Raw genomic sequence first — 23,092 nt, forward strand, 5'->3', positions numbered from 1 at the left:
CGTTAGCTATTCAAAAAAATATAGTAATCGGCTTAAAACTAGAATTTAGGGCTATTTTTTCCAGATTATTTTTTATATGTAGCGGTTCGATGGCAAAAATGCTAAATATGGTTTAGCAAATTTTATTTTGATTAATTATGGCTTAAAGCTTGAAAATTCCCTGTTATTAAACTTTTGCAAACATCTAGCTACAAATAATTTTAATGTGAGGTTCCTATTATGTCAATATTAAATTGTTATTAAAATTTGTTCTAATTTTGACCATTATGATATTAAAAGCTATGAAACAGTTAGGCATATTATTGTTATTCGCGGTATTATTTATCTCATGTGAAAAAGACAATGGGGTAGTTCCAGAGAAATTAAAAGAAACAGTTGTTACTGATTTAAAAGGTAAAGTGTTTTCAGCATACCAGGCACAGATGGTAACGCAAGGAGAAGGCGCGAAATTAGTTGATCCAGAGAATGCATTCTTTACCAAGATGGAATTTGTAGGTAATGTCGTAGAACTTACCAGAGCGAACAATACAAAAAGTAGATTCGGATTTGAAATTAATAATGCAAACCGTAACTCTGAAGAGTTGCCAGATGTATTTTCATTAGCAATGAAATCTGACTACAATAATTTCTACATTTATTTAAATAGAGATTATTCAAATGCTACAATTATATTAGGTGAAGGAAACAAGAGTTATAGTATTAACTTAAAACCGTAATCGAAATAAATTTTTTATTGGAAGCCCAATCTATAATTTAGATTGGGCTTCTTACTTATTAATCAATTCCATTTAATAATCCCAGCCCACAAAGCGTTGGGTAAGTTTTTGATTTTCTATCACCCAAACTACATAATTTGTACAGGCCCCATCTCCAATTTGTTGACTAGCATAATACACATTTCCATCCTTATAGTACTGGAAGTTGTCCGAAGCACTGAATATTCCCAAAAGGTATTTACCTGGGATTTCGATTTGTTGTTTATTGACCTTTACCTCAGCTTTGCTAATTGCCTTTTTGGGTAAGCCACAATCCGCTAAATAATAATAAATATTATTAATGGATTTCACGTTGGTATTGCCATTATCATAATAGCTAACCTTGTATTTACTTGCTGAGAAAGATTCAAGTGTATAAGTTATATTAAAAGTCTCCTCATTTACTTTTTGTAGTTCATCCAAATTCATTAATTGGGATTTATGGACATATCCATGATCCATCTCTAAGTTCTCCTCATAAACAAGGAATGAAAAGGGTTTGTCTTTATAGAATAGGACTTTCCTCCAATTGCTTTGCTCCGAAGGAAGATCTTCCGTTTGATCGATTAAAATTACAGTATTGTTGTTGAGTTTCGCTATAATTTCAGCCTTGGCATTTGGGGCGATTCTGATATTAGTGTAGCCTTCTTTGCTTTTGATAATGTAAGGTTGAGCTAATAAATTATTAGAAATAATCATCAAAAATATAAGTAGGAAGGATGAATATAGAAATTTGATGTTTTTCATGTTTTGATTCAATATAATTTGTTCATTTTAGAATTTATTGCAATTTATATCAAAAGGATTGAATCTGAATATTCTACCTATCTACAAATTGTATACAATTCAAAAAATCATTTTTAAAACATTTTAGTTGGTTTATGCTTCTAATACTAGGCTTTTAAGTTGAAATAGGCTAAATTTAGTGGAGAGGACAAATATTTATGGATCATAAGCATATATATAATAAAAATGGCGTTTGCGAAATATGTAGTCAAACGATGAAAGTTTATAAGAATGCCAATGCCGATGATTTATTGATCGGAACAAAAAATCAAAGAAGTCATGAGTTAATATCTAAAGTTGATAACCATAAAACTAAGGATGCGACAAAAGAAGAACATGATCATGTCCATTCAAGCGATGATGACCATGTTCACGATCATGACCATGATCATAGTCATGAAGCCAATGGAAGTACCTTAGATTTATTTAAACCAGCAATTTTCAGTTTTGTCTTTTTGATTTCAGGGATATTGTTTGATTTTGTTTTCCATTTTGAATGGTTTAGTGGCTGGGTTCGATTGGTTTGGTATCTAATTGCCTATTTACCTGTTGGTTTTCCAGTATTAAAGGATGCATTGAAGAGTATTCAAAAAGGGAATTTCTTTTCAGAATTTTTCCTGATGGGTATTGCAACCCTAGGAGCATTTGGTATCAAAGAATATCCGGAGGCCGTAGCAGTTATGCTTTTTTATGCTGTTGGCGAGGCCTTCCAAACTTTAGCCGTATCAAAAGCGAAGGCCAATATTAAATCACTATTGGATCAAAGGCCAGATGAAGCATCTGTAATAGTGGATGGTAGGATCCAAGTTTTAAAAGCCACAGAAGTTAAAATAGGGGATGTTGTACAATTAAAGGCTGGAGAAAAACTGGCACTAGATGGTAAGTTATTAAGTGAAAGCGGATCATTTAATACAGCAGCACTTACTGGTGAAAGTAAGCCAGATACGAAGTCTAAAGGTGATGCAGTTTTAGCGGGGATGATCAATTTAAATACTGTTTCTGAGGTGGAAATTACCACGGAATATGATGACAGTAAGTTGAGTAAGATCTTGGAAATGGTTCAACATGCTTCAACACAAAAGGCACCTACGGAACTTTTTATTTCAAAATTTGCCAAGATATATACTCCAATAGTAGTGTTTTTGGCTGTAGGGATAGTATTATTCCCATATTTTTTTGTTTCTGATTATGTTTTTCAGGATTGGTTATACAGGGCATTGATTTTCCTGGTTGTTTCCTGTCCATGTGCGCTTGTAATATCTATTCCACTGGGATATTTTGGTGGCATTGGAGCAGCCAGCAGGCATGGGATTTTGGTTAAGGGTGGGAATTTTCTAGATAGCCTGGCATCAGTTAATCATGTTGTAATGGATAAAACAGGAACGATGACTGAGGGAGTGTTTAAAGTGCAGGAGGTTATGTTTTCTGCAGATTCCAATAAGGAAGAAATTCTCTCATATGTAAATGAAATTGAGAGTAAAAGTTCGCATCCGGTTGCAACTGCGATCCATGAGTATGTTGGCGAAGTAAAAGGTAATATTGATTTAGGGCAGGTTGAGGAGATAGCAGGGCATGGATTGAAGGCAAATATTGATGGGAAGGAGATTTTGGTAGGTAATTATAAGTTATTGGATAAATTCAATATTTCCTATCCAGCGGATCATAAAGCAATTGTATTTACTACTATTGCTGTTGCGATGAACGGTCGATATATTGGATATATTAGCATTGCAGACCAAATAAAAGTCGGGGCAGCTGAGACTATTCAGGCATTACATGCTGAGGGGATAAAAGTTACGATGTTAAGTGGTGATAAAACCACTGTTGTTAAGGAAGTTGCGAAAGAATTGCAGATTGATTCAGCATTCGGGGATTTGCTACCTGAAGATAAAGTAGAAAAATTAAAAGCTGTAAAGGAAAGTGATAAGATTGTAGCCTTTGTTGGGGATGGAGTGAATGATGCCCCTGTAGTAGCCTTAAGCGATGTTGGGATTGCGATGGGAGGATTAGGGTCTGATGCAACCATTGAAACTGCAGATGTTGTTATTCAAGATGATAAGCCGATAAAAATCCCGATGGCTATAAAAATTGGAAGAAAAACCAAGAGGATAGTTTGGCAGAATATTGGATTAGCATTTGCAGTGAAGGCTATAGTTCTGATATTAGGGGCTGGGGGAGTGGCAACCATGTGGGAGGCAGTCTTTGCTGATGTAGGAGTGGCTTTACTAGCGATATTAAATGCCGTCAGAATTCAACGAACAGATTTTAATAAGGATTTTGATAAAACTTAATAATTAAGGAGCAGTAATAATACCTGCTCCTTAATTATTTTAAAATAAATATATTCAGGATTAATTGATGCGTACCCCTACATTTCCATTGGTTTGAGAATGATCATATTTATAAAGATTTTTAACGACCAATGACGTCCCTTGATTATCTTTTATTTCGTAAGTATCTGCGTATAAATCATAATTGATGGAAAATATGGTGGTGTTTCCTTGAGTAATAGTTGATTTAGCTCCCCATGTTCCTCGATTGGCTAATTGTTCATTTCCATTATTATCTGTAATCTTAAAGATATTGGACTTAACCTTTGTTACCTCTGCATAATTTCCCATGTTATCTGAGATTTTATGTCCAGATTTAATTTTTTCGATTTTTAGATGGTAGCCTGATTCTGATTGAACTTCTTGTAGATTTAATAGCCAATCGAGTTTAAGAGTAAAAACTTCATTATCTTCATCTCTCACTACAAATTGATCTTTATTTTTTTGAAAGGAAGACAATGAAAAACCATCCCTATTTCTAAATCTGAGAAAACCATTATTTACCATTTCTAAATCCGCTTGGTAGCCATCTAAATCTTCTAATTCCAATATATCATTCCAAATATTTGAAAGAGTCAAAAATTGGCTCTTTGAGTAGCCGAAATAACCATCAGAAGAGAACAGCATCATAAGATTAATGAAATCCTTTTGTTTCGGAAAAAGATTCCTCAAAGGGAAATTAATAGCTTTTTGTTGTACAACTCTTTCAAAAATTTTGTTGTACTTCTGCATGTTAACAGAATCGGTATTCACCTGTTTTGATGTTTGAGCAAATAAGTAGCATGACATGCTAATAAAGAGAAGCGATAGTATGATGTATTTTTTCATGAATTGGAAATTGATTTGATAAATTTCGACCAGCAAATACGAAAGATGCTTGTTTGAAATTTGGACTCAAACAAGTATCAATAGTTTAACTTAGACGTAAAATTATGACATCGGGGTTGCCTGAATCAATTCTTTTGCATTTTTCTTGGTTCCCCAGTTAAAAATATGTCTTACTGTCGAGGAGTGATAAGGTATTATTGCTATAATAATGATTACTAGAACGTTAATATAAATTAAGTAAAGATAAAGGTCATGTAATCCCAATAAATTCACTTGCTTTTGAAAATTGGAAATAAAGTTTCGATCTAATATTTGTCCAGAATCGATTACTTCAGCAAGTCTAGTTTGATGTATCAATTGGAGCTTATTAAACCAATTACTGATGATACTGGACCAAAATACAGTGACAAAAAATGTTCTTACCAACAAGAACAACACGATACTGTGAAGGAAAGCCTTCCCATTAACATTCCCTGCCAAATAAACTGCAGTTGCAATAAAAGAGATCATAATTGCAATACCCCTGAAAATAATGGGTAAGATTAGGTATTCCAGAGGAGTTTGAATGTTTATCAGGTTATAGATCAGGATATTTGAAATCAGATAAAATATTGCTGAAACCAAAAATATTGCCTTACATTTTTTTGTTTTCCTAAAATACAGATAGACGATTATGCTTCCCAAAAGATAGCCGAATAGCACATAAGCGTTGATTTCAGCTTGTTTGGTTGGATTAGCTGGCAAGATGATGTTCATCAGGTTGGTCAACAAACTAGTATTTGCATAAAATATTCCCAAAATAAAGATGGTTATGAGGGTCAAATATGTTGCTTTGTTTTTTATAGCTGAAAAGCTGATTATTTTTCTTTTCTTTTTGAAATTCCTGTTAAAAAACATAATAAAGAAAATGATGGTCAATACAATTGCCAGGATAATGCTTTTGCTGTTCAACCAATTATTTTGAAGACCATAACTCGCTACAAAAGAAAAGCAAAGAAGGCTTGCTGCCAATAAAATGGTTCCCAACCAATCGTATTGGAAGAGAGGTACTTTTCTGATAGATTGGGTTTTAAAACAAGAAATGACGAGAAGGACGGAAAGCAACAACATCAAGTTTTGAAAGGTATAGCCTAGTTCCCAATAGAATTCCTTTGCTAGATAAGCTGTGATTAATCCACCTAATACTGGAAAAATCAGGTTCATTGGGTAATAGATAGCATACATTTGATATCGTTCACCGGTAGGCATTAGGTATGGCATCAATTCAGAAATCAGGGCCATGATCAAAATGATTTTTACACAGCCAAAGACAAACATCAACATAACATTTACCAAAGGAACTTGATTATATTGCAAGGTCAGGTTGATGGCGATTAATAGTAATAGACAGAATACAAGTAGCCTTTTCTTAGGCATATAAATCGTAAGCCTAAAGATTAAAGAGATCGAGCAAACCATTCCAGCGCAATAGGCATACATTGCCATGGATAAATCTGCAGAATTGGTTGCTTGATCAGAAATGATATAAGGGTAGATACTATTGGGGATACCGTTGCAAAAAGATAGACTAATCGCTATGATTAGCAGGATAGTCAATTTAAATTGGCTTGGTATCCAATCACGAAACAGACTATTGCTCATTTATATAGAATTTACAACGACATTTAATCCAACCATCAATTTCTTCAGGTCTTCCTCTTTATTATCACTGGAAAACTCAATCCGTACCGGAATTCTCTGTTGGACCTTAACAAAATTGCCAGTACTATTATCTACAGGAATACTGGAATATTTGGATCCAGTAGCTTCAGAAATCGCTTTTATTTCTCCTTGAAAAACGGTGTTGGGAATTGCATCCACTGTCAATTTTACTTTTTTACCAAGGGCAACTTGCTTCATTTGATTTTCAGTATAATTAGCAGTAACCCATTTTTGTTGATCTCTAACAATATTGAATAATTGCTGACCCGCTTGCACCAATTGACCTTCTTCTAAGGTTACTCTTCCAAGAATACCATCGTATGGTGCTACAATTACAGTATAGGATAGGTTGAGCTTTGCAAGGTCTAAGGCTGCTTTTGCCCTTAGGATTGCGGCTTCATTTATACCAGTTTTTCTACTTGTTTCCTGAGTGGTTAGGTGGGATCCTACTTTTTGCGCAGTTAATGCTTTATACTTTGCTTTTAAAGATTCATAGTCTGTTTTCACTTGTTCATATTGATAGACTGCGATTGCATCCTTATCCATTAATTCCTTGAACCTTTTATAATTTACTTCAGCGTTTTCTAAACGAGTTTTCAATTCTTCAATATTAGCATCGGCAATGTTTTGACTATTACGGGCGATTTCAACCTCTGTTCTAACGACAGAATTTCCGGCACGAGCATCTGCTAATGCAGCTAAAGCATTTTCGACCTGAATTTTATACTCATCATTTTCCAGAATTACGAGTGTATCACCTTTATGGACTGTTTGATGCTCTTTGAAGCGAATATCTTTCAAATAACCCGTGATTTTTGTACTCACTGGATTAATATGTCCATCTATTTGAGCATCCTCGGTATATACGCTGTTGTTTAATTGAAAATATGTGGTCAATCCCCATGCAATGGCACCTAGGATGATTAGAATTGAAAAGAGATTTATGGAATATATTTTTAGTCTTCTTTTTTTCTCTTTAGGACTAATAGCTTGTTTATTTTCAGTATTCATTAATTATTATCGATTTTATATTTTATTAATATTAGTTTGATGTTGAACTATTTTGTTGTAAAAAAAACACTATTCAATAGCGCTTTTAATTAACCTGAGTTGATTACTGATTTCAGAAATATCTTTGATTTGAGAATTCTTAATAATTTTTTCATATAATTCTTTCTGAACAGGTTCAAGCTGAGCTTGATAATCCCAACCTTTTTCGGTTAACACAATTTTATTATTTCTTCGGTCAGTAGGATCGGGGATTCTTTGTACCAGGTCTCTTTTGCAAAGATTGTCTATAAGGGGTGTGACACTGGCTTTGCTTTTTTGAACTTCCTCGGCAATATCTTGTTGATTTACTTCTTTTTCTCTCCACAGAACAGCTAATACTTGGACCATTTCATAGGTAACATCCAATTCTAGTTCTTTAACTTTTTGAAAATAAAACTGTTTGATTGCTACTCTTAATGAGATTATGTCTCGGATTAATTGTTGAACGACTTTATGTTCTTTTGCCATCTTTAATATTTTGAACAAAGTTAAATATTAAACAGTTAAATGTCAAACTAATATTGTAAGGTTTTTGCAATTTGTAATGAACTATTCGTTTTAAAAAGGGTCTATAATTACCTTTGCGGCATGAAAAACAAAATTCAAGAGATCAACGACTTTATACAAGCAGAAAGAGCCCAGCTATTAAATCATAAACTTTATCATAAAATTCAAAGAATCTCAGATTTACAAAAATTTACGGAAGGCCACGTGTATGCAGTTTGGGATTTCATGTCCTTATTGAAGGCTTTACAAGTAAAACTTACTTGTACTACTATTCCATGGTTTGCAAGTCATTCACCGGTAACACGGTATTTAATAAATGAAATTGTATTGGCTGAGGAATCAGATGAATATATTGACGGTACCCGATTAAGCCATTTTGAAATGTATATAGATGCCATGAAAGGTCTAGGTGCTGATATTGATCCTATTTTCAATTTGATTCATAACCTTCAAGCAGGAATCAATATTAAAGATGCACTGGAGAATAGTAATCTAGATCAAAGAATTATCGATTTCTTAAATTTTACATTTGACACTATTCAAGCCGGGGAAACCCATAAAATAGCTTCGGCGTTTACATTTGGGAGGGAAGATTTAATACCAGATATGTTTTCCTCAATCTTGAGTTCATTAAAAGAACAATTTCCGGAAACTGATTTGACCAAAATAGTTTACTATTTCCAGAGGCATATTGATCTGGATGGAGATGAGCATGGACCACTAGCCATGAAAATGATTATTGAATTGGCGGATAATGATGATCGTAAGTGGACAGAGATGGCGGAAACTGCGAAACAAGCTTTACAGTATAGAATAGGTTTATGGGATGCTATTGCTGATTCCTTATAGTATAGTTTTATTTCATAAAAAATGGGCTTATGATTTATCATAAGCCCATTTTGTGTTTTAAGAACTATTTGTTCTCTACTACTATTTCACCCAAATCTTTGGTTTGACCAATACTAACATTTACATTTTCCAAAGTTTTAGGAAGGAAATCAGTATTTGTTGGTTCAATTAAGATTTTATAAGTTCCTTGCGGAACACCTGGGAAATAGAATTTACCAGTTGGGCTAGCCAAAGTACCTAGCGTATCTGTTCCTTGAATTGCATATACATGTGGCATTGCAAAAATAGGGTTGATACTTCCTGTGATTGCACCAGAAAGTGCAACTGGAATAGCTCTGATTACTGGTTTTAACATGTATTTTCCATTTCCAGTTTGGTGAATAGATTTTGACGCATCAAAATCTAAAGCTAGGGTATAAGCAACATGAGGAACCAAATCATCTTGAACTTTGATTTTTACCCCAGAAGATTGGCCACTAGGAGTAGTTAAATGATGTTTAACACCATCAACAACGATTTCATTATCATCATCTAAAACTAACCTAATTTCCTGTAATCTTCCAGATGGGACATCATGTTCTGCCAATATTAGATAATCACCTTCACGGTACGATAGAATATCGAATGGTTCGATATCAAGATCAATTACTTCGCGTCCCCCTTCCGTGATAACCTCAATATGGTCGATATCCAGTAGGATTTGATCATAATATGCAGGTGCATCAGTGATTTTAATAGTTAGTGGAGTTTTTCCATCTGTCGTATTCGAGTTATCTGTACTACAACTCGACATACTTAAGGCAACCGCAGCTACCGCTAAACCTAATAATGCTTTCATAGTAATAATTTTCGTTATTTAGAATTAATAAACAAATCTTATACCAATTTGAGTATTACTATACTTTGTGTTAATTAATTATTTTATAAAAATAGGCTTATCTAGCTTAATAGCAATACGATATGCTGCATTCATTAGGCCTACATGGCTGTAAGCTTGTGGAAAGTTACCCCATTGGCTACCATCATCTTCATTTACATCCTCAGAAAATAATTTTAGTGGATTTCCATAGGAGAGAAGCTGTTCAAAAGTTTGCTGAGCCTCTTCCAAGCGGCCAACGCATGCCAAGGCTTCAACATACCAAAACGCACAAACCAAAAAAGTGGTTTTAGGTTTGCCAAAATCATCTTTATGCAGATATCTATAGAATAATCCATTTTTACCCTTTAGTTCTTTTTCTACTGCTTCCAAATGTTTTTTAGCTCTTTCAGAACTAGGATCTAAGTAGTTCATCATGATAAGCTGCAGGGTGCTGGCATCCAAGTTAGAACCTTCGTCCGAATTTCTATACACCTGGGTCTCTGGATCATAGCATTTCTCAATATAGTCAGCTGCTTTATCCATTAAAACTTTAGCTTGTTCTTCAATGTCCTTATAGTTGTTTTGAACCGCGATTTTTAAGGCAGCAGACGCTCCTGCCCATTGGAAAAGGTTGGAATAAGCATGGTGGTTGGCAATATTTCTAAATTCCCATATTCCAGCATCCTTTTCATCGATGGTCATTTTAATCTTTTCAAGGATATATTTCAACCATGATTTTGCATCCTTTCTTTCATCCATTGGGAACCTGTTATCGGTGTAAAGAGGAAGTAAAGCAATCATTGCCTGCCCATAGACGTCATTTTGGATGTGTTCATAAGCTTGGTTCCCGATTCGAACTGGTTTATTTCCACGATATCCTTCCAAATAGTCTAAAGTAGTTTCAGTCAATATTTTACGACCAAGTATACCATATAAGGGTTGCAATCTTCCGGAGTCTGATTGGGTGATATTCGTAATATAATTCGCAAATTCTTCAAGTTCATCGAACTTACCAATATGACTCAATGCGGTTAATACATAATAACTATCCCTTACCCAACAATACCTATAATCCCAATTTCGTCCTGAACCTGGTGATTCTGGTAGACTCGTTGTGCTGGATGCAATTATTGCTCCTGTATCTTCATATTGGTGAAGTTTAAGGACCAATGCGGAACGGATGATGTGCTCTTGATAAAAATTAGGAATATTAGCTTTTTTAGTCCATCTTCTCCAATAGATTTTAGTCTTAATCAAAAACTCCTCAGCGGTTTGCATCAAAGGTGCTTCAAATGTATTACCGTAGGAGAGGATCATATATTTCCTGTCCGACAAAATGAATTTGCCTTCTTCCTGATCAAAGAAATGACTAATGGGAATATTAGTGGTTAAGCGCATGTTTTCTTCAGCATGCTCGAATAAAATATGGTTACTTCCCCTAAATTTTTTGAAATCGTCTTTTCCATAATTCGCTTTAGGATGACAGTTTACACGTAAGGAAGGATTTCCATATAGGGGTTCAACAATCCTAATCAGCATCAAGGGCTTATAATATCGATCATACTGAATAAATCTGGGCGCAAAATCAATAACTCGAAATCCCGAATGCTCACCTTTGACCTCAGTGACTAAAATATTTGTATTTTCTAGATAATATTGATTCGAAGTGATATGACTGTCATCTAGGCGAATATTAAATTCACCACCTTTTTCCGTATCCAACAGGCATCCAAAAATAAAGCTGTCTTCGAATGTTGGCCAACATAACCAATTTATATTCGTGCTTTTATGTACATGTGCTATAAAATTGCAATTTCCAATAATCCCACTATTATAAATGTGTCTTTTATCCATATATTTTTTATTCTATTTATTTTCTCCTAAAGATGAAAGGAGTTCAATTACTTCTTTATGGTTTTCAACGTAATATTTAGCATGAGATTGTTTATCGCCGACTTTAATTGTAATACTATTTTCAGGTAGGGCAATAAACATATCTTCATCTGTTGCATCATCACCAATACATAAAATGAAGTCTGGCTCGATTTCTTTCACCATATTTACTGCGGCTTCCCCTTTATTGACTAGTTTGTTTTTTATCTCTATAACTCGATCACCATTAATGATTTGTAATTCCAAAACCTGATTTATGTGTCTTAATTCTTGGAGAAGTTCTTGAGCTTGTCTTAATCCAAATGCTCTTTCCACCTTCCTGTAATGCCAAGCTAAGGAGTGTGACTTTTCTTCAATTGAAGAACCTGCAGTTCTGTCTGTAAACCTTTGTAGAATAGGAAGGACTTTTGTTTTCCAGGTATTGGTCAAGCCTGGAACCAGATGCCAATCATGATTTGGATAATTACTCCAAATGCCATGCTCTGCAATCAGGAAATAAGGTTTATTGCTAAACCAATGTTCTAGATTCGTGTATTTTCTTCCTGAAATTATGGTGATCAGGTTTTTAGGGTCTTGGCTTAATTTATCTAAGACATCATAAACATCTTCGGTAGGAATGGCTTTATCAGCATTTTTATTAAATCCAACCAATGTTCCGTCATAATCCAAAAGGATAAGTCTTTTACTACCTTCTTGGTATTGGGACTTTATTTTTTGCTCAACTTTTTCACGTACCTTTCTCGATAATTCTAATTGTTGTTGATGTTTTATTTCTTCCAAACGCTGCATGAAAAGATTAACCCAATGATGCACTGTATATTTGGAAACGATTTCCTGGCTGGCATGCATGCGTTCATCTTGTTCCTCCTGATCCATACGTATGGCTTCATACAAGGTTCTGCTTGTTCGATGTACAGCATAAGGATTAATAACTAAAGCATCGGATAGTTCCTTGGAGGCTCCCGCAAATTCACTTATCACTAAAACCCCACTGGTCTCTTGTTTACTCGCAATATATTCCTTTGCCACAAGGTTCATTCCATCGTATAATGAAGTTACCCAACAAACATCAGCAGCTACATATAAAGCAGATAATACAGGAAATTTCAATGAATTATAGAAATAAGCGATAGGTTGCCAACCTGGTTTTCCATACACCGAATTAATATTACCAACTTTCCGGTCAATTTCATTCCTTAACTTTTTATATTGATTAACCTGATCTCTCGAAGGAACAATGAGCATATATAAAACGATCTTTCCATGCAATTCTGGATGATCATTTAAGAGGATTTCAAAGGAGGTTAATCTTTGGATGATTCCCTTACTATAATCTAAGCGATCAACGGATAAGATTATCTTTTGCTGATCATATAAAGATTTTAGCTGTTTGCTATAAGCAACTGTTTCTGTTGAAAGAGCCTGGTTTTTGTATTTCTCATAGTCAATACCCATTGGAAAAACATCGACTAAAATGGTCCTTCCCTTTATTTTAAGGTTATTGATATTATTTTGGAGGTTTAATATTCCTGAGCAAGAATCTAAAAAGTTATCTACATTCTCATACGTGTGAAAGCCTATTAAATCAGAACCTAATAAACCCTCGAGAAGTTCATCTCGCCAAGGAAGCATTTTGAATAATTCAATAGGAGGAAAAGGGATATGATGAAAATAACCAATACTACAATTATCAATAGCCTCTCTAATAAATTTGGGTACAAGCATCAGTTGATAATCATGTACCCATACTCGAGTATGTTCCTTTATATAAGGTAAAGTAGCATCAGAAAACTTTTTGTTTACTTCTACATAGGAAAGCCAGAACTCTTGTTTCAATTCTACGTAACTAGGTCTATAATGGCATAATGGCCATAATATAGCATTTGAAAAACCTTCGTAATATCCTTTGATTTCCTTTTCAGTTAGAAAGACAGGGATTAGGTTTAACTTTTTAAGTTCTTCCCGAATAAGATCTTCTTCTTCCTTATTCTTTGGAATAATTCCTGGCCATCCTATCCACCAAGAGCCATTTTCTTTATAAAATGACCCTAGACCTGTAGCTAGGCCACCCTCACTGGGCGTAAATTTAAGTTTAGACTTTTTGCGTTCAATTTTGATGGGTAATCGATTCGAAATGATGAGAGTTCCCGAATCAAGTATGTCTGGATTGTGTAACATATGTAACCATAATACAATCCTAATAACATTTTGTTTTAATTATTTGTTTAAACATTTGGAAACTATTAATATTATTGATCTGGAAAAATTAAATAATATTTAAATTGACGTAATGTAAATTTAATAAATATTAACTACCCAGTTTTTAGTCAATTGATTACCTTTGAAATATAGAAATTAAATTAAGTTTAACAGTAAGCGAAAGTCTTTTGAACCTTTGTATTCAATAAGCCTAATTGCATTGAAATTTTAGCTGTAATATTTACTTTTTATTAAGAGTTTAAAAATTATTTTAGATTACTTTAACCTTAATTATTGATGATATTGAACCATAGGAAACGGCTCAATTTCCATAAAAAAATAAATTATTTCTATATAAAACATTAACTAGAATAAGACAATAAGTTTGAGTGTAATACGCAAATATGCTTTAATGTTACATATTAATGGATATGTGAATAATTAGATATATTTGTTTTATCAGGAGCAATTTTAGCGCACTATTACATTTAATGTACTTATTGTTTTGCAATTATTAACATGGGTATCTTGTATGTAGATCTTAAATCTATATAGAAATTTCCACTTAACTGAGTATTTGAAGTATTCAGTATTTATCACATGAAGAAGAACGTATTTGAGATTTTTTTAACCATCTTCTGTATTGGTTTATTAATCCAGATATTATTAATGATGAAACGAATTGAATTTCCCATTCCATTAATATTTGGGCCTTTACTTTATTTGGCATTTTTAAATCAAATGGGAAAAACGCTCTCTTTTGGTAAAGATGGGTTACATTTTATTCCAATAATCATTGGGGCAATATTCTTTTTCCTATTTCAGTCTTCTTACCATAGTTTTTATCTACATTTTTATTTTATTACCATCCTTTCTTCGATGTTTATTTACCCTTCATTGGTGATTTTCTCAAAAAAGAAAGAAACAGTTTTTGTAAACGAAAGAAACCTCATCCTACTTGAGATTTTAGCTTTACTAGGGTTTGCAATTTTCTTCTTCATCAATATTATTTATATCAATCATCTGTCTAATAACGTAAGCAACTATCATCCTCAGTTGGTTATATCTTCTATCATAGTAGTGAATATTGCGGTGTTGACTTGGTTTTTAATCAACAACCGTTTCTCTTCTTCCCATACCTCGGAAGAACCTCAATTAATTCCCGTTCAACAAAATGATACTCTTATTCCTGAAAGGGAAATTCAAATGATCCAGGAGAGTATCAATTCTCTTATGGAACACGAGCATTTATATTTGGATGCTCATTTAACATTGGAAACATTAGGAAAACTAACTGGTTTCAATAAGTGTAAAATTGAATTTTATATTAATAATATTCTTAATTCGAATTTTGAGGATTGGTTGGCTTCATTCCGAATAAAGTATGCCATCAGTCTAATTCATTCGGATTCTAAGAACTTTAAGCTCGAATATCTTTCCAATTTATGCGGCTTTGATTCCCGTACTGCATTTAATAAATATTTTAAATTATATGTTGGAGAATCACCTTCAAATTATCGAAGCAAATTAATTAAATAGCCTATGTTGGTATATTTTATTTACTCTGCCATTGTTATCCTTTGTATATTAAGCTATCAGGTATATACGAACCTGCCTGTAAAAGGTGTTTTTGAGAAGGTCTTATCAGCTTTGATTATTACGCTGCTTATTCACATTGTTTTTGCAGCACTTTTTAGAGATATTATTCCTGGATACAAGTACGTAGATATTGGAGCCCCCTTTGGGCTTTTATATGGTCCGTTCTTATATTTTGGATATCTGGCATTCAAATACAAAAAGATTAAAACGAAAACTATTATTATTCATGGGATTCCCTTCTTCTTATTGACAATTGTTTACATTATTTTCTTGAGTAGTGAGTTTATAAGATTCCAATATGGAAAGACTTATTATATAATTCTTTATAGCTTATTCGGTCTTTCATGGATGCTCTATCCGATTTCAGTTTTGTTAAAAGGTAACATTACTGAATTTCTGCAACTTGACACCAAGAGGTTGTATTATTACTTTATCATTCTTTTATTAGTTTTGGCAGCCTTTATTATCCCTACAATCATGTCTACCTTTATTGATAAATTTGATGCGGGTAGGCCAGTTTCGGGAATTACGGTTTATATGATTATGATGATTGGGATCAGTATGATCTATAATTATCTATTTCGTTCCTTAATATCTCAATTGAAACCCGTTGATTACTCTCTTAAAAATCCGACGGTCCAGAACACTAATATTCCTGTAATTGATCATAAATTCAATCAGGACGCTAAAGAATCACCCTATAAAGACAAAATTCTTCACTATTTGGAAGAAAAGAAATACTTAAACCCTGAATTTAATATTGATCTTATGGCAAGGGATTTGAAGATTTCTAGATCCTTAATTTCTCAATTCTTTAAAGACTATTTTGGACAAAATGTCTTAAAAACGATTAATGCCCTTCGTATAGAAGAAGTATGCAAAGAACTGACAAAGCCTGATTTTCATATGAATATTGATGATTTGGCCCTTGAATGTGGATTTAGTTCCAGGGCTTCTTTCTACAGGAATTTTAATTTAGAAAAAAAATGCACACCTATTGAATATAGGGAGCAGTATCTGCCTAATCCTCAATAATATGAATCGCTGTCTTCTTTATATTTTATGCATTACTATATTTTTCCCAAATCTGTTGTTTTCTCAAAGGACAGCATTTGAAAAGAGATATGCTGCAGTTAGAGCAGAATTAATGGCAAAAGATTATAAAGAGGCACTTCGGCTGGCTGATTCTTTAGAGCAAATTTCGGAATCAGATATCAGCAAAATAAGAGCTCAAAATTTAGTTGCCTTAGTTCATCAAAACGTTGGAACATATTCTATCGCAATAAACTATGCAAATAGAGCTGATCAACTTTCAAATTTGATTGGATTCCCGGATTTTGAGGCCAGTTCAGCGTTAGTTTTGGCATCTATTTATAGAGATATCGGGATTTTTGGCCAGGCTAGTAATTATATTGAGAGGGCAGAGGTGGATATTCAATCTGTAAAGGATAGCTTGGTTAGGAAACAGCTTGAAATTCAACTGCTTCAAGAAAAAGCTTATCAATCCATTTTCAATAAAAAATATACTGAAGCTGTTGATTTAATGGAAATTGCATTAAGCAAAAAAGGTTATATCGATGTCAACAATCCTAGATCTTTTTTGATTAGATCTAAAAATCACTTGATAATTGCTGAAAGTTATTTGGCTTTGGGGATGTATAAGGAAAGCATATCCTATTTAAAAATGATTCTGGATGATGTATATGGGGTTGAAACGATTATTAAGCCCTTTACATTTCAATGTTTAGCGGAAAACTATTTTAATTTAGGTCTAATTGATTCCACTAGAACATACCTGGATCAAACTATTCCATATGTTGAAGGATCTAACAACATCAAACTGAAAAAACAGTATTATTTCTTAGAGGCTAAATACTATAGAAAAAAAGGGCTTGATCATGAGGCAATTCAATTTGTCGATAAATATTCTCAATTGGAAGAGCAACATAGGAATACAGCTCAAATTATCGGAAATAATTTAATTCGAGATTATTTAGGAGAAATTAAAACCATCAAAAGAAATAATGTTGTGTTGATTTGGTCATTGATTATTATGACCAGTATTTGTGTGTTGTTTTATTTGATTAAAATTAGACCGAAAAGATCGAAGAGCGAGGCTATTGATATTGATTTTGTTCCCACAACTGCAAAACCCATAGTTTCAAATCAAAGCTCCAATTACACCTCAAAAGATATAATACAGTCTTCTGGTGAATTCCATATATCCATTGAAACCGAAACTAGGTTGGTCAAGAAACTCAATGATTTGGAATTGGAATTATTCTTTTTGAATAAAAACCTTACGTTGAGCTGGATAACAAATAAACTGGATACAAATCAAAAATATGTCTCTTATATCATTAGGAAGTATAAAAATCAACATTTTAATGATTATATACTCAATTTAAGAATCCAATATATTGTTAAACAGCTAGAGGTAAATAAGATTTTATGGGATTATAAGCTTTCGTACTTGGCTGAAATGTCTGGATTTACCTCACATAGCAAATTTACCATAGCCTTTAAATCTGTAGTAGGAGTGACCCCGTCTCAATTCATAGAGAATTTAAAACAAAACTCTAAAACAGAAATTTAGTCCAACCCTTTCATTTTTTTATTGGATTCTACCAAATAATGAGGAAAAAATTCCAAGGAATATAGCTTAAAATACATTATTCAATTTTAACTCTTAGGTTAATATTATCTAATAAAATGTTGTAGGCCGGTGGACATTTACCAATTTTCGTAATTTTTCATATACAGATTGAGCAATATATTTCCCAATAATCTGTTTTAGGTAAAGAATTTCTTAAAAAGATCCAATTATTAGCCTCCAAATTTTCCAAAATCACCTATTTTTTAGATGTTCCAAACGTATAATTCTACGAAATATCACCTTATTTAGTTTAAAAACTGTTCATATCTGTGAATTTTAGCCCATGTCCACCTCCTCACAAGTCCAAAATAAGCTTGGAAATTTAATGCAAATTATCAAATTTCAGAAAATTGATAATTAATATATGTTCGTTAATTGGATGTATTTAATAGACTGATAATTAACTATATATAATGTTTTAAGACATGTCTTAATTATGTAATTGAATAGATATTTTCATTTTTGGGACATACTTTTTTAGGGACTAGATGTAATTTTGGTATATCACAAACGAGGAATTAACTAGAGTTTAAAAGCTAGGGAAATTCTGTTAGCGACTTTGCCAACTAACTATTATTAATAAATATTAAAAAGTATGTATCTAGGTTATAACCTTCAATTTTTACCGTATCAGTTACAGGTAAAATTCTGGAGTTTTCCTTTTCTATTAAGGCTAGCTGCTTTAATCAGCATTGCATTAATTTTAGTTTTAATAATTAATAAATTAAGAAGTCTTTTTAATAATTGGAAACTCCACGTAGTAGAAACTGAAGACCTAAGCTTAAAGGAGAAAATAGAAACATTAGTGAATGCTATTCTCTTTGAGAGTACCAATAGGTCGGAGAAATATATTTTAAATGAAATTGAATCCCTTCACGCTATTAAGGAGTCAAGACGTGGATTGAAAATTATTTCCAAATTGTTGATTCAAGCAAATTCTAAATCGAGATTGGGAGAGTATATACTGAATAATAATAATTATAAGCATATACTTTCAGGATTTGGGATTATTAAATTTTGGGAATTAGAATTGGTGTCCAATAATACCAGTAGAATTCATAAAGCAAAACAATGTCTCAATGACTTAAAAATTGAGGAAACGAATTCAATTACCAAATTATCAAAATCAGAAGAACAGAAAAAGACTATGGCTAGAAGTTCAAAATTCATAAATAAAATTGAAGGGAATGAACCATATCGCTTCTTGGATGAAAGCTTCGACACGGAATTTACCCCCCTTGATGAAATACTAGTTCATCAATTCCTATTACAAAAATCGAATTCAGGAAGATTACCACTATTAAGCCGTTGGGTTAGAAATAGTAAAAATCCTGATTTTAGAATTTTTATGGTAAAGGAAATCGCATTCTTTAAGCAATTAGGCTGTGCATCAATAATTGCTAGTCTTTTACCTAATGAACCTAATGATAATGTTAGGTTGGCCATAATTGATGCATTAACGAAATTAAATTACGCACAGGCTGAATCTCAAATTACTTCTTGCTATAAAAATGGAAGTCTCCAATTGAAAAGATCCATAGTTCAGACTGTCATTTTGTTTAAAACTAGGTTTGGATTAGAATTTTTAAATGAAATTTTTTTCGAGGAAAAAAATGAAGAGTTAAAAACAGATTTGATTCAGGCATTGATACTAATGCGCAGTGACATCAATGGAGAATCTGAAAAGCCTATTAATGATAACCATGAGGTGAATGAAATCCTATTAGGGAACATCAATTACCAGATTGGTTAAGGGATAAATTCTAACAAACCATCTATATATCAATTTAATTAACACTATCTATTTTATTTATTATGATTGACAACGTTTCAACTATTAAAAAGGAGTATATGAACCCAGATACGGAGAATAAGATTCTGGCAGCATTAACTCAATGGGAAGCTCAAGAATCATATTTAAATCCTTCTTGTTCTATTACTACTGCATCAAAAGAAATTGGATGTAACTCCAAATATCTTTCTTTTGTGGTGAACAGAAATAAGAAAATTGATTTTCCTAACTATGTAAATAATTTGAGGTTAGACTATCTCAACAATTATTTAAGAACTGTGGAAGAAGCAAGGAACTTTAAATTAACGTATTTAGCTGCACTTGCTGGTTTCTCATCCTATGGAAAATTTGCTAAAAGCATAAAAGACCGGACAGGATTTAATCCTACCCAGTTCATCGTGTTTTTCGATGAAAAAATTGCTTAAAAGCAAAGCTAATCCTAAAGTCATTTAAATGGCTTTAGGATTTCCATTTTATTAGGGCAAACTCCCTATGCAATGCTATGCTGAAGTACTTTGACTGTGCTAAGTAATTGACCGTAATGTCTTTGGGCATGCTCCGCAGCATGAAATAATAAGCCAATTTGTGTAGTGGGGATTTTTTTTCGTCCGAGAAACCTTTCTTGAGTTAAGCTGTCTGAATCTATCTTTTTTAATTCTTCGACAAAATTGTGGATGGAATTTGAAAGCTTTTCTTTTAAAAAGGATACCTGAATTTTATCATTAGGAACACCTTCCATTCTTAACTCTTCGAATTGCTTTTCACTTAAGGATTTACCTTGGGAATAGGTCAACATCCGGTCAGCTACCCCTGCAATATGCTGCATATGAAAAGCTATGCTAGCCATTCCAAAGGGTTTTTCCCAGAGGAATTTTTTGATTATTGAATCGTCTAATTTTTGAATATCCTCATTTACCTGGAGTAATGCATGCGCAATTCCTTGCAATAAATCAGGAACTGCAGGAATTGGACCTCGCATCCAAACTTCTAATTCTGAATCATTGGAGTTTTTCATAGTTCTAACTTTGAGAGATACTTTTGTCACCAAAAGTAACTAAGACCATACCTACGATGATTATCAATGAGCCTAAAATTTGCATCCAGCTCAATGGCTGCTTAAACCAGAGTGCCATAGCTAGTTGAACAGTTAAAAATGTTCCACCGGAACATAATGCTATAACGATAGGTTGGGGGACTGTTTTAAAGAGCTGAACAAGAAACCAAGATGCTGAAAGCAAAATAATATTTCCAGCAATTAAGGCCGCCCACTGATATTTGGGCTGAATCCCACCGTATTTAAAAATTATACTTGAACTAATCTGGCAAACCCAGAAAGCAACGAAAAATAAAATCTTCATAAGGTTAATTTATCCTGATGAAGTTAAAGTTTATTTATAGAAAAATAAAAAATAATAGCTCCTTATCATTGAGCTATTTTGAGCTCAACTGTAAAGTCTGAAGTAGAGTAATCCCGGTTTTCACCTTCCTTTTTGGCAAGTTCAGAGTTAATGGTTATGGTTTTTTGAATAGGAAAGCCATTTAAATAGGTCAATATGCCTTGTTTATTTTTGGAATGATAAGAGCCGTTGATATGCAAAAACACGCTTCCAGAATTATTGTTCAATTGAATGAAATGTGCCATTGTAGCATCTTTTAAAGCCTGAGAATAAATAATATTGGCATTGCTATGCCCAGGCATCATATCTAACATTTCCTTATAAATTTGAAGGGTAGTATCAACATGAATTGGTAGGGTGGGAAAGAACTGTTTAGCATAAGGAGATAGTTGATTTAAAGTCTCCATTCCCTGATGATATACTGTATTTGCATAGCGCCTTGGAACATTCGTCGCAATCAACTTCAATTGGTGTTCCTTGGCAAATTCAACTAATGGCTTGTAATCTTCTATGTAGTTTTTCCAAATTCTTGATTCACTCTCAAAGCTTTTTTGATTAATACTGCTCAAAAAGTATTCATCAATAATAGGTTGTACATCTGCTTCAAACATTTCCATTCCTATTACTACTTTTTGCTTATACCGCTCAAATAAACCCGTTAATAAATCATATTCTGCCTGATGAGCAAATGACTGATCATGTAATTCACCAAAGAAAATCAATGGTTTATCTTTTGCCAATTTGATGATATCCTCAAGACTTACCTCTTTGCCATTCCTATCGTAGACAATATAAGTCTCCTGTGCCTTCAGTTGTAAAACTGTAAGCAAATTGATCAAGCAGAATATAAAATATTTCATTTATTCAGTTTCTAATTGTTTAACAACTAACCTCCAGTTTTCATCTTCAGGAATATTTGGCTTCCTTTTTCCGAAAAACTGAATAATCAGGTTTCCTTCTTTATCAAATGCTTCAATGCTATGGACCAACCCTAGATTCGTTGGTTTTTTGACAATCCATAATGAAGCAATATTAGTGTCGTTTAAATGGAGATTAAATATTGGATCCAAAATATTTAACCACGGTCCAGTTCTGATAATCTTCTCAGCTTTTCCTGTATGAATTTGCAAACAATTTTTATTTCCTACAAATACCATGAATTCTAATTTCTTCTCAGAAATTAATTTTAATAGCTTATCCACCTTTTCATTTGATATTTGTAGCACAAATCCCTTTGGGGCAATTCGCATAGATTGTAACCGACTGATATTATATTTCTTTAATAAGCCAAAGAAATCATGTGTGTCTTGAAGCCCTTTCCAATCAGTTTGAAAATTGATTTGATCAACATCGTCATCTAATATCTCTACTGTTGCTGAAAAGGGTTTTAAATCTATTTTAATCTCAGTGGGAGTATTGAATCTATGTTTTTCTACCAAAGCATCATATGCATCTGAATTACTATTCTCTGTCAAATAAATTTTATGAATAGCATCTCCATGATTATCAAAAAATTGAATACTTTTTCTTTGGTTCTCTGTTACTGCAAAAGCATACTTCCAATTAGCCATAAACAATCTCAAGTCAATATCCGGATTTGATATCAATCCTATCTGGCCATGAAAACTCGCTTTACTATAAGTCCCGTGCCTCTCATGTACAGCATTATCATTTCTAGTTAAAGCCATTACCTCTCCTAAAACAGGTATATCATTCAATATAGCACTGAACTCAGGAAGCAATAAAATATTTTCTGGATTTATACCAATCAATTCAGCTTCTGACACTCCAAGTTGATTTGCAGCTTCCCTAATTCTGCTTTTTGGATTCTCAATCTTAAAGGTGTTGAATTTTTCTCTTAATGTTGTTGATTTTATAGTTTCCATAGTTT

20 protein-coding genes are annotated in these 23,092 nt (G+C 33.1%); 8 read left to right on the forward strand and 12 right to left on the reverse strand.

Going from position 1 to position 23,092, the window contains the following annotated elements; translation table 11 throughout:
- The first annotated feature begins 266 nt into the window (after positions 1 to 266).
- A complete protein-coding gene (locus tag PZ892_RS08730) occupies positions 267 to 716 on the forward strand; it encodes a hypothetical protein (protein ID WP_094256360.1) in 450 nt (149 codons plus the stop codon).
- Positions 717 to 788: 72 nt separating this feature from the next.
- Here the strand turns inward: PZ892_RS08730 and PZ892_RS08735 are convergent, their stop codons facing one another.
- On the reverse strand, positions 789 to 1,502 hold the full coding sequence (locus PZ892_RS08735; protein WP_277712809.1) for a hypothetical protein: 714 nt from the start codon (positions 1,500 to 1,502) through the stop codon (positions 789 to 791).
- 254 nt (positions 1,503 to 1,756) lie between these two features.
- On the opposite strand from PZ892_RS08735, the gene PZ892_RS08740 reads away from it, so the two are divergent.
- The gene (locus PZ892_RS08740; protein ID WP_277712810.1) at positions 1,757 to 3,832 is read left to right on the forward strand and encodes a heavy metal translocating P-type ATPase; all 2,076 of its coding nucleotides are present in this window, start codon (positions 1,757 to 1,759) and stop codon (positions 3,830 to 3,832) included.
- A 60-nt stretch (positions 3,833 to 3,892) separates the two neighbouring features.
- Here the strand turns inward: PZ892_RS08740 and PZ892_RS08745 are convergent, their stop codons facing one another.
- From PZ892_RS08745 to PZ892_RS08760, 4 genes are all read right to left on the reverse strand, one after another.
- Entirely contained in the window at positions 3,893 to 4,699 is an 807-nt protein-coding gene (locus tag PZ892_RS08745; RefSeq protein WP_277712811.1) for a hypothetical protein, read from the reverse strand.
- Between the two features lie 102 nt (positions 4,700 to 4,801).
- Positions 4,802 to 6,340 carry a hypothetical protein gene (locus PZ892_RS08750; RefSeq protein ID WP_277712812.1) on the reverse strand — a complete coding sequence of 513 codons (1,539 nt, stop codon included), beginning with the start codon at positions 6,338 to 6,340 and terminating at the stop codon, positions 4,802 to 4,804.
- Positions 6,341 to 7,411 carry an HlyD family secretion protein gene (locus PZ892_RS08755; RefSeq protein WP_277712813.1) on the reverse strand — a complete coding sequence of 357 codons (1,071 nt, stop codon included), beginning with the start codon at positions 7,409 to 7,411 and terminating at the stop codon, positions 6,341 to 6,343.
- A gap of 69 nt (positions 7,412 to 7,480) precedes the next feature.
- Positions 7,481 to 7,918: a MarR family transcriptional regulator gene (locus PZ892_RS08760; protein ID WP_094256366.1), complete on the reverse strand. Its 438-nt coding sequence runs from the start codon at positions 7,916 to 7,918 to the stop codon at positions 7,481 to 7,483.
- A gap of 120 nt (positions 7,919 to 8,038) precedes the next feature.
- Here PZ892_RS08760 and PZ892_RS08765 point away from each other — a divergent pair, with 120 nt between their 5' ends.
- Entirely contained in the window at positions 8,039 to 8,806 is a 768-nt protein-coding gene (locus PZ892_RS08765; RefSeq protein ID WP_277712814.1) for a DUF3050 domain-containing protein, read from the forward strand.
- A 64-nt stretch (positions 8,807 to 8,870) separates the two neighbouring features.
- Here PZ892_RS08765 and PZ892_RS08770 read toward each other — a convergent pair whose 3' ends face one another.
- The 3 genes from PZ892_RS08770 to PZ892_RS08780 form a co-directional block, all read right to left on the reverse strand.
- Positions 8,871 to 9,644, reverse strand: coding sequence for a DUF4382 domain-containing protein (locus tag PZ892_RS08770; RefSeq protein ID WP_277712815.1), 774 nt, complete (start codon positions 9,642 to 9,644; stop codon positions 8,871 to 8,873).
- A 78-nt stretch (positions 9,645 to 9,722) separates the two neighbouring features.
- Positions 9,723 to 11,519, reverse strand: coding sequence for a glycoside hydrolase family 15 protein (locus PZ892_RS08775; protein WP_277712816.1), 1,797 nt, complete (start codon positions 11,517 to 11,519; stop codon positions 9,723 to 9,725).
- 12 nt (positions 11,520 to 11,531) lie between these two features.
- Positions 11,532 to 13,736 (reverse strand): bifunctional alpha,alpha-trehalose-phosphate synthase (UDP-forming)/trehalose-phosphatase, encoded by a 2,205-nt coding sequence (locus tag PZ892_RS08780; protein WP_277712817.1) that lies wholly within the window; start codon positions 13,734 to 13,736, stop codon positions 11,532 to 11,534.
- 621 nt (positions 13,737 to 14,357) lie between these two features.
- On the opposite strand from PZ892_RS08780, the gene PZ892_RS08785 reads away from it, so the two are divergent.
- From PZ892_RS08785 to PZ892_RS08805, 5 genes are all read left to right on the forward strand, one after another.
- Positions 14,358 to 15,296 carry an AraC family transcriptional regulator gene (locus PZ892_RS08785; RefSeq protein ID WP_277712819.1) on the forward strand — a complete coding sequence of 313 codons (939 nt, stop codon included), beginning with the start codon at positions 14,358 to 14,360 and terminating at the stop codon, positions 15,294 to 15,296.
- Positions 15,297 to 15,299: 3 nt separating this feature from the next.
- The gene (locus PZ892_RS08790) at positions 15,300 to 16,391 is read left to right on the forward strand and encodes a helix-turn-helix domain-containing protein (RefSeq protein ID WP_277712820.1); all 1,092 of its coding nucleotides are present in this window, start codon (positions 15,300 to 15,302) and stop codon (positions 16,389 to 16,391) included.
- Between the two features lie 55 nt (positions 16,392 to 16,446).
- On the forward strand, positions 16,447 to 17,952 hold the full coding sequence (locus tag PZ892_RS08795) for a helix-turn-helix domain-containing protein (RefSeq protein ID WP_277712821.1): 1,506 nt from the start codon (positions 16,447 to 16,449) through the stop codon (positions 17,950 to 17,952).
- Positions 17,953 to 18,607: 655 nt separating this feature from the next.
- Entirely contained in the window at positions 18,608 to 19,765 is a 1,158-nt protein-coding gene (locus PZ892_RS08800; RefSeq protein ID WP_277712822.1) for a HEAT repeat domain-containing protein, read from the forward strand.
- A gap of 62 nt (positions 19,766 to 19,827) precedes the next feature.
- A complete protein-coding gene (locus PZ892_RS08805) occupies positions 19,828 to 20,229 on the forward strand; it encodes a hypothetical protein (protein WP_094282054.1) in 402 nt (133 codons plus the stop codon).
- A 65-nt stretch (positions 20,230 to 20,294) separates the two neighbouring features.
- On the opposite strand, the gene PZ892_RS08810 is transcribed toward PZ892_RS08805, so the two are convergent.
- From PZ892_RS08810 to PZ892_RS08825, 4 genes are all read right to left on the reverse strand, one after another.
- Entirely contained in the window at positions 20,295 to 20,819 is a 525-nt protein-coding gene (locus PZ892_RS08810) for a DinB family protein (RefSeq protein ID WP_277712823.1), read from the reverse strand.
- Positions 20,820 to 20,823: 4 nt separating this feature from the next.
- Complete coding sequence (locus tag PZ892_RS08815) at positions 20,824 to 21,162, reverse strand: hypothetical protein (protein WP_094256377.1); 339 nt, start codon at positions 21,160 to 21,162, stop codon at positions 20,824 to 20,826.
- 65 nt (positions 21,163 to 21,227) lie between these two features.
- Positions 21,228 to 22,061, reverse strand: a complete 834-nt coding sequence (locus PZ892_RS08820) for a ChaN family lipoprotein (protein WP_277712824.1) — start codon at positions 22,059 to 22,061, stop codon at positions 21,228 to 21,230.
- Positions 22,062 to 23,087, reverse strand: coding sequence for a ChuX/HutX family heme-like substrate-binding protein (locus PZ892_RS08825; protein WP_277712825.1), 1,026 nt, complete (start codon positions 23,085 to 23,087; stop codon positions 22,062 to 22,064).
- Positions 23,088 to 23,092: the final 5 nt, after the last annotated feature.

The sequence above is a fragment of the Sphingobacterium sp. WM genome (genome assembly GCF_029542465.1).
Classification (GTDB): domain Bacteria; phylum Bacteroidota; class Bacteroidia; order Sphingobacteriales; family Sphingobacteriaceae; genus Sphingobacterium; species Sphingobacterium cellulitidis.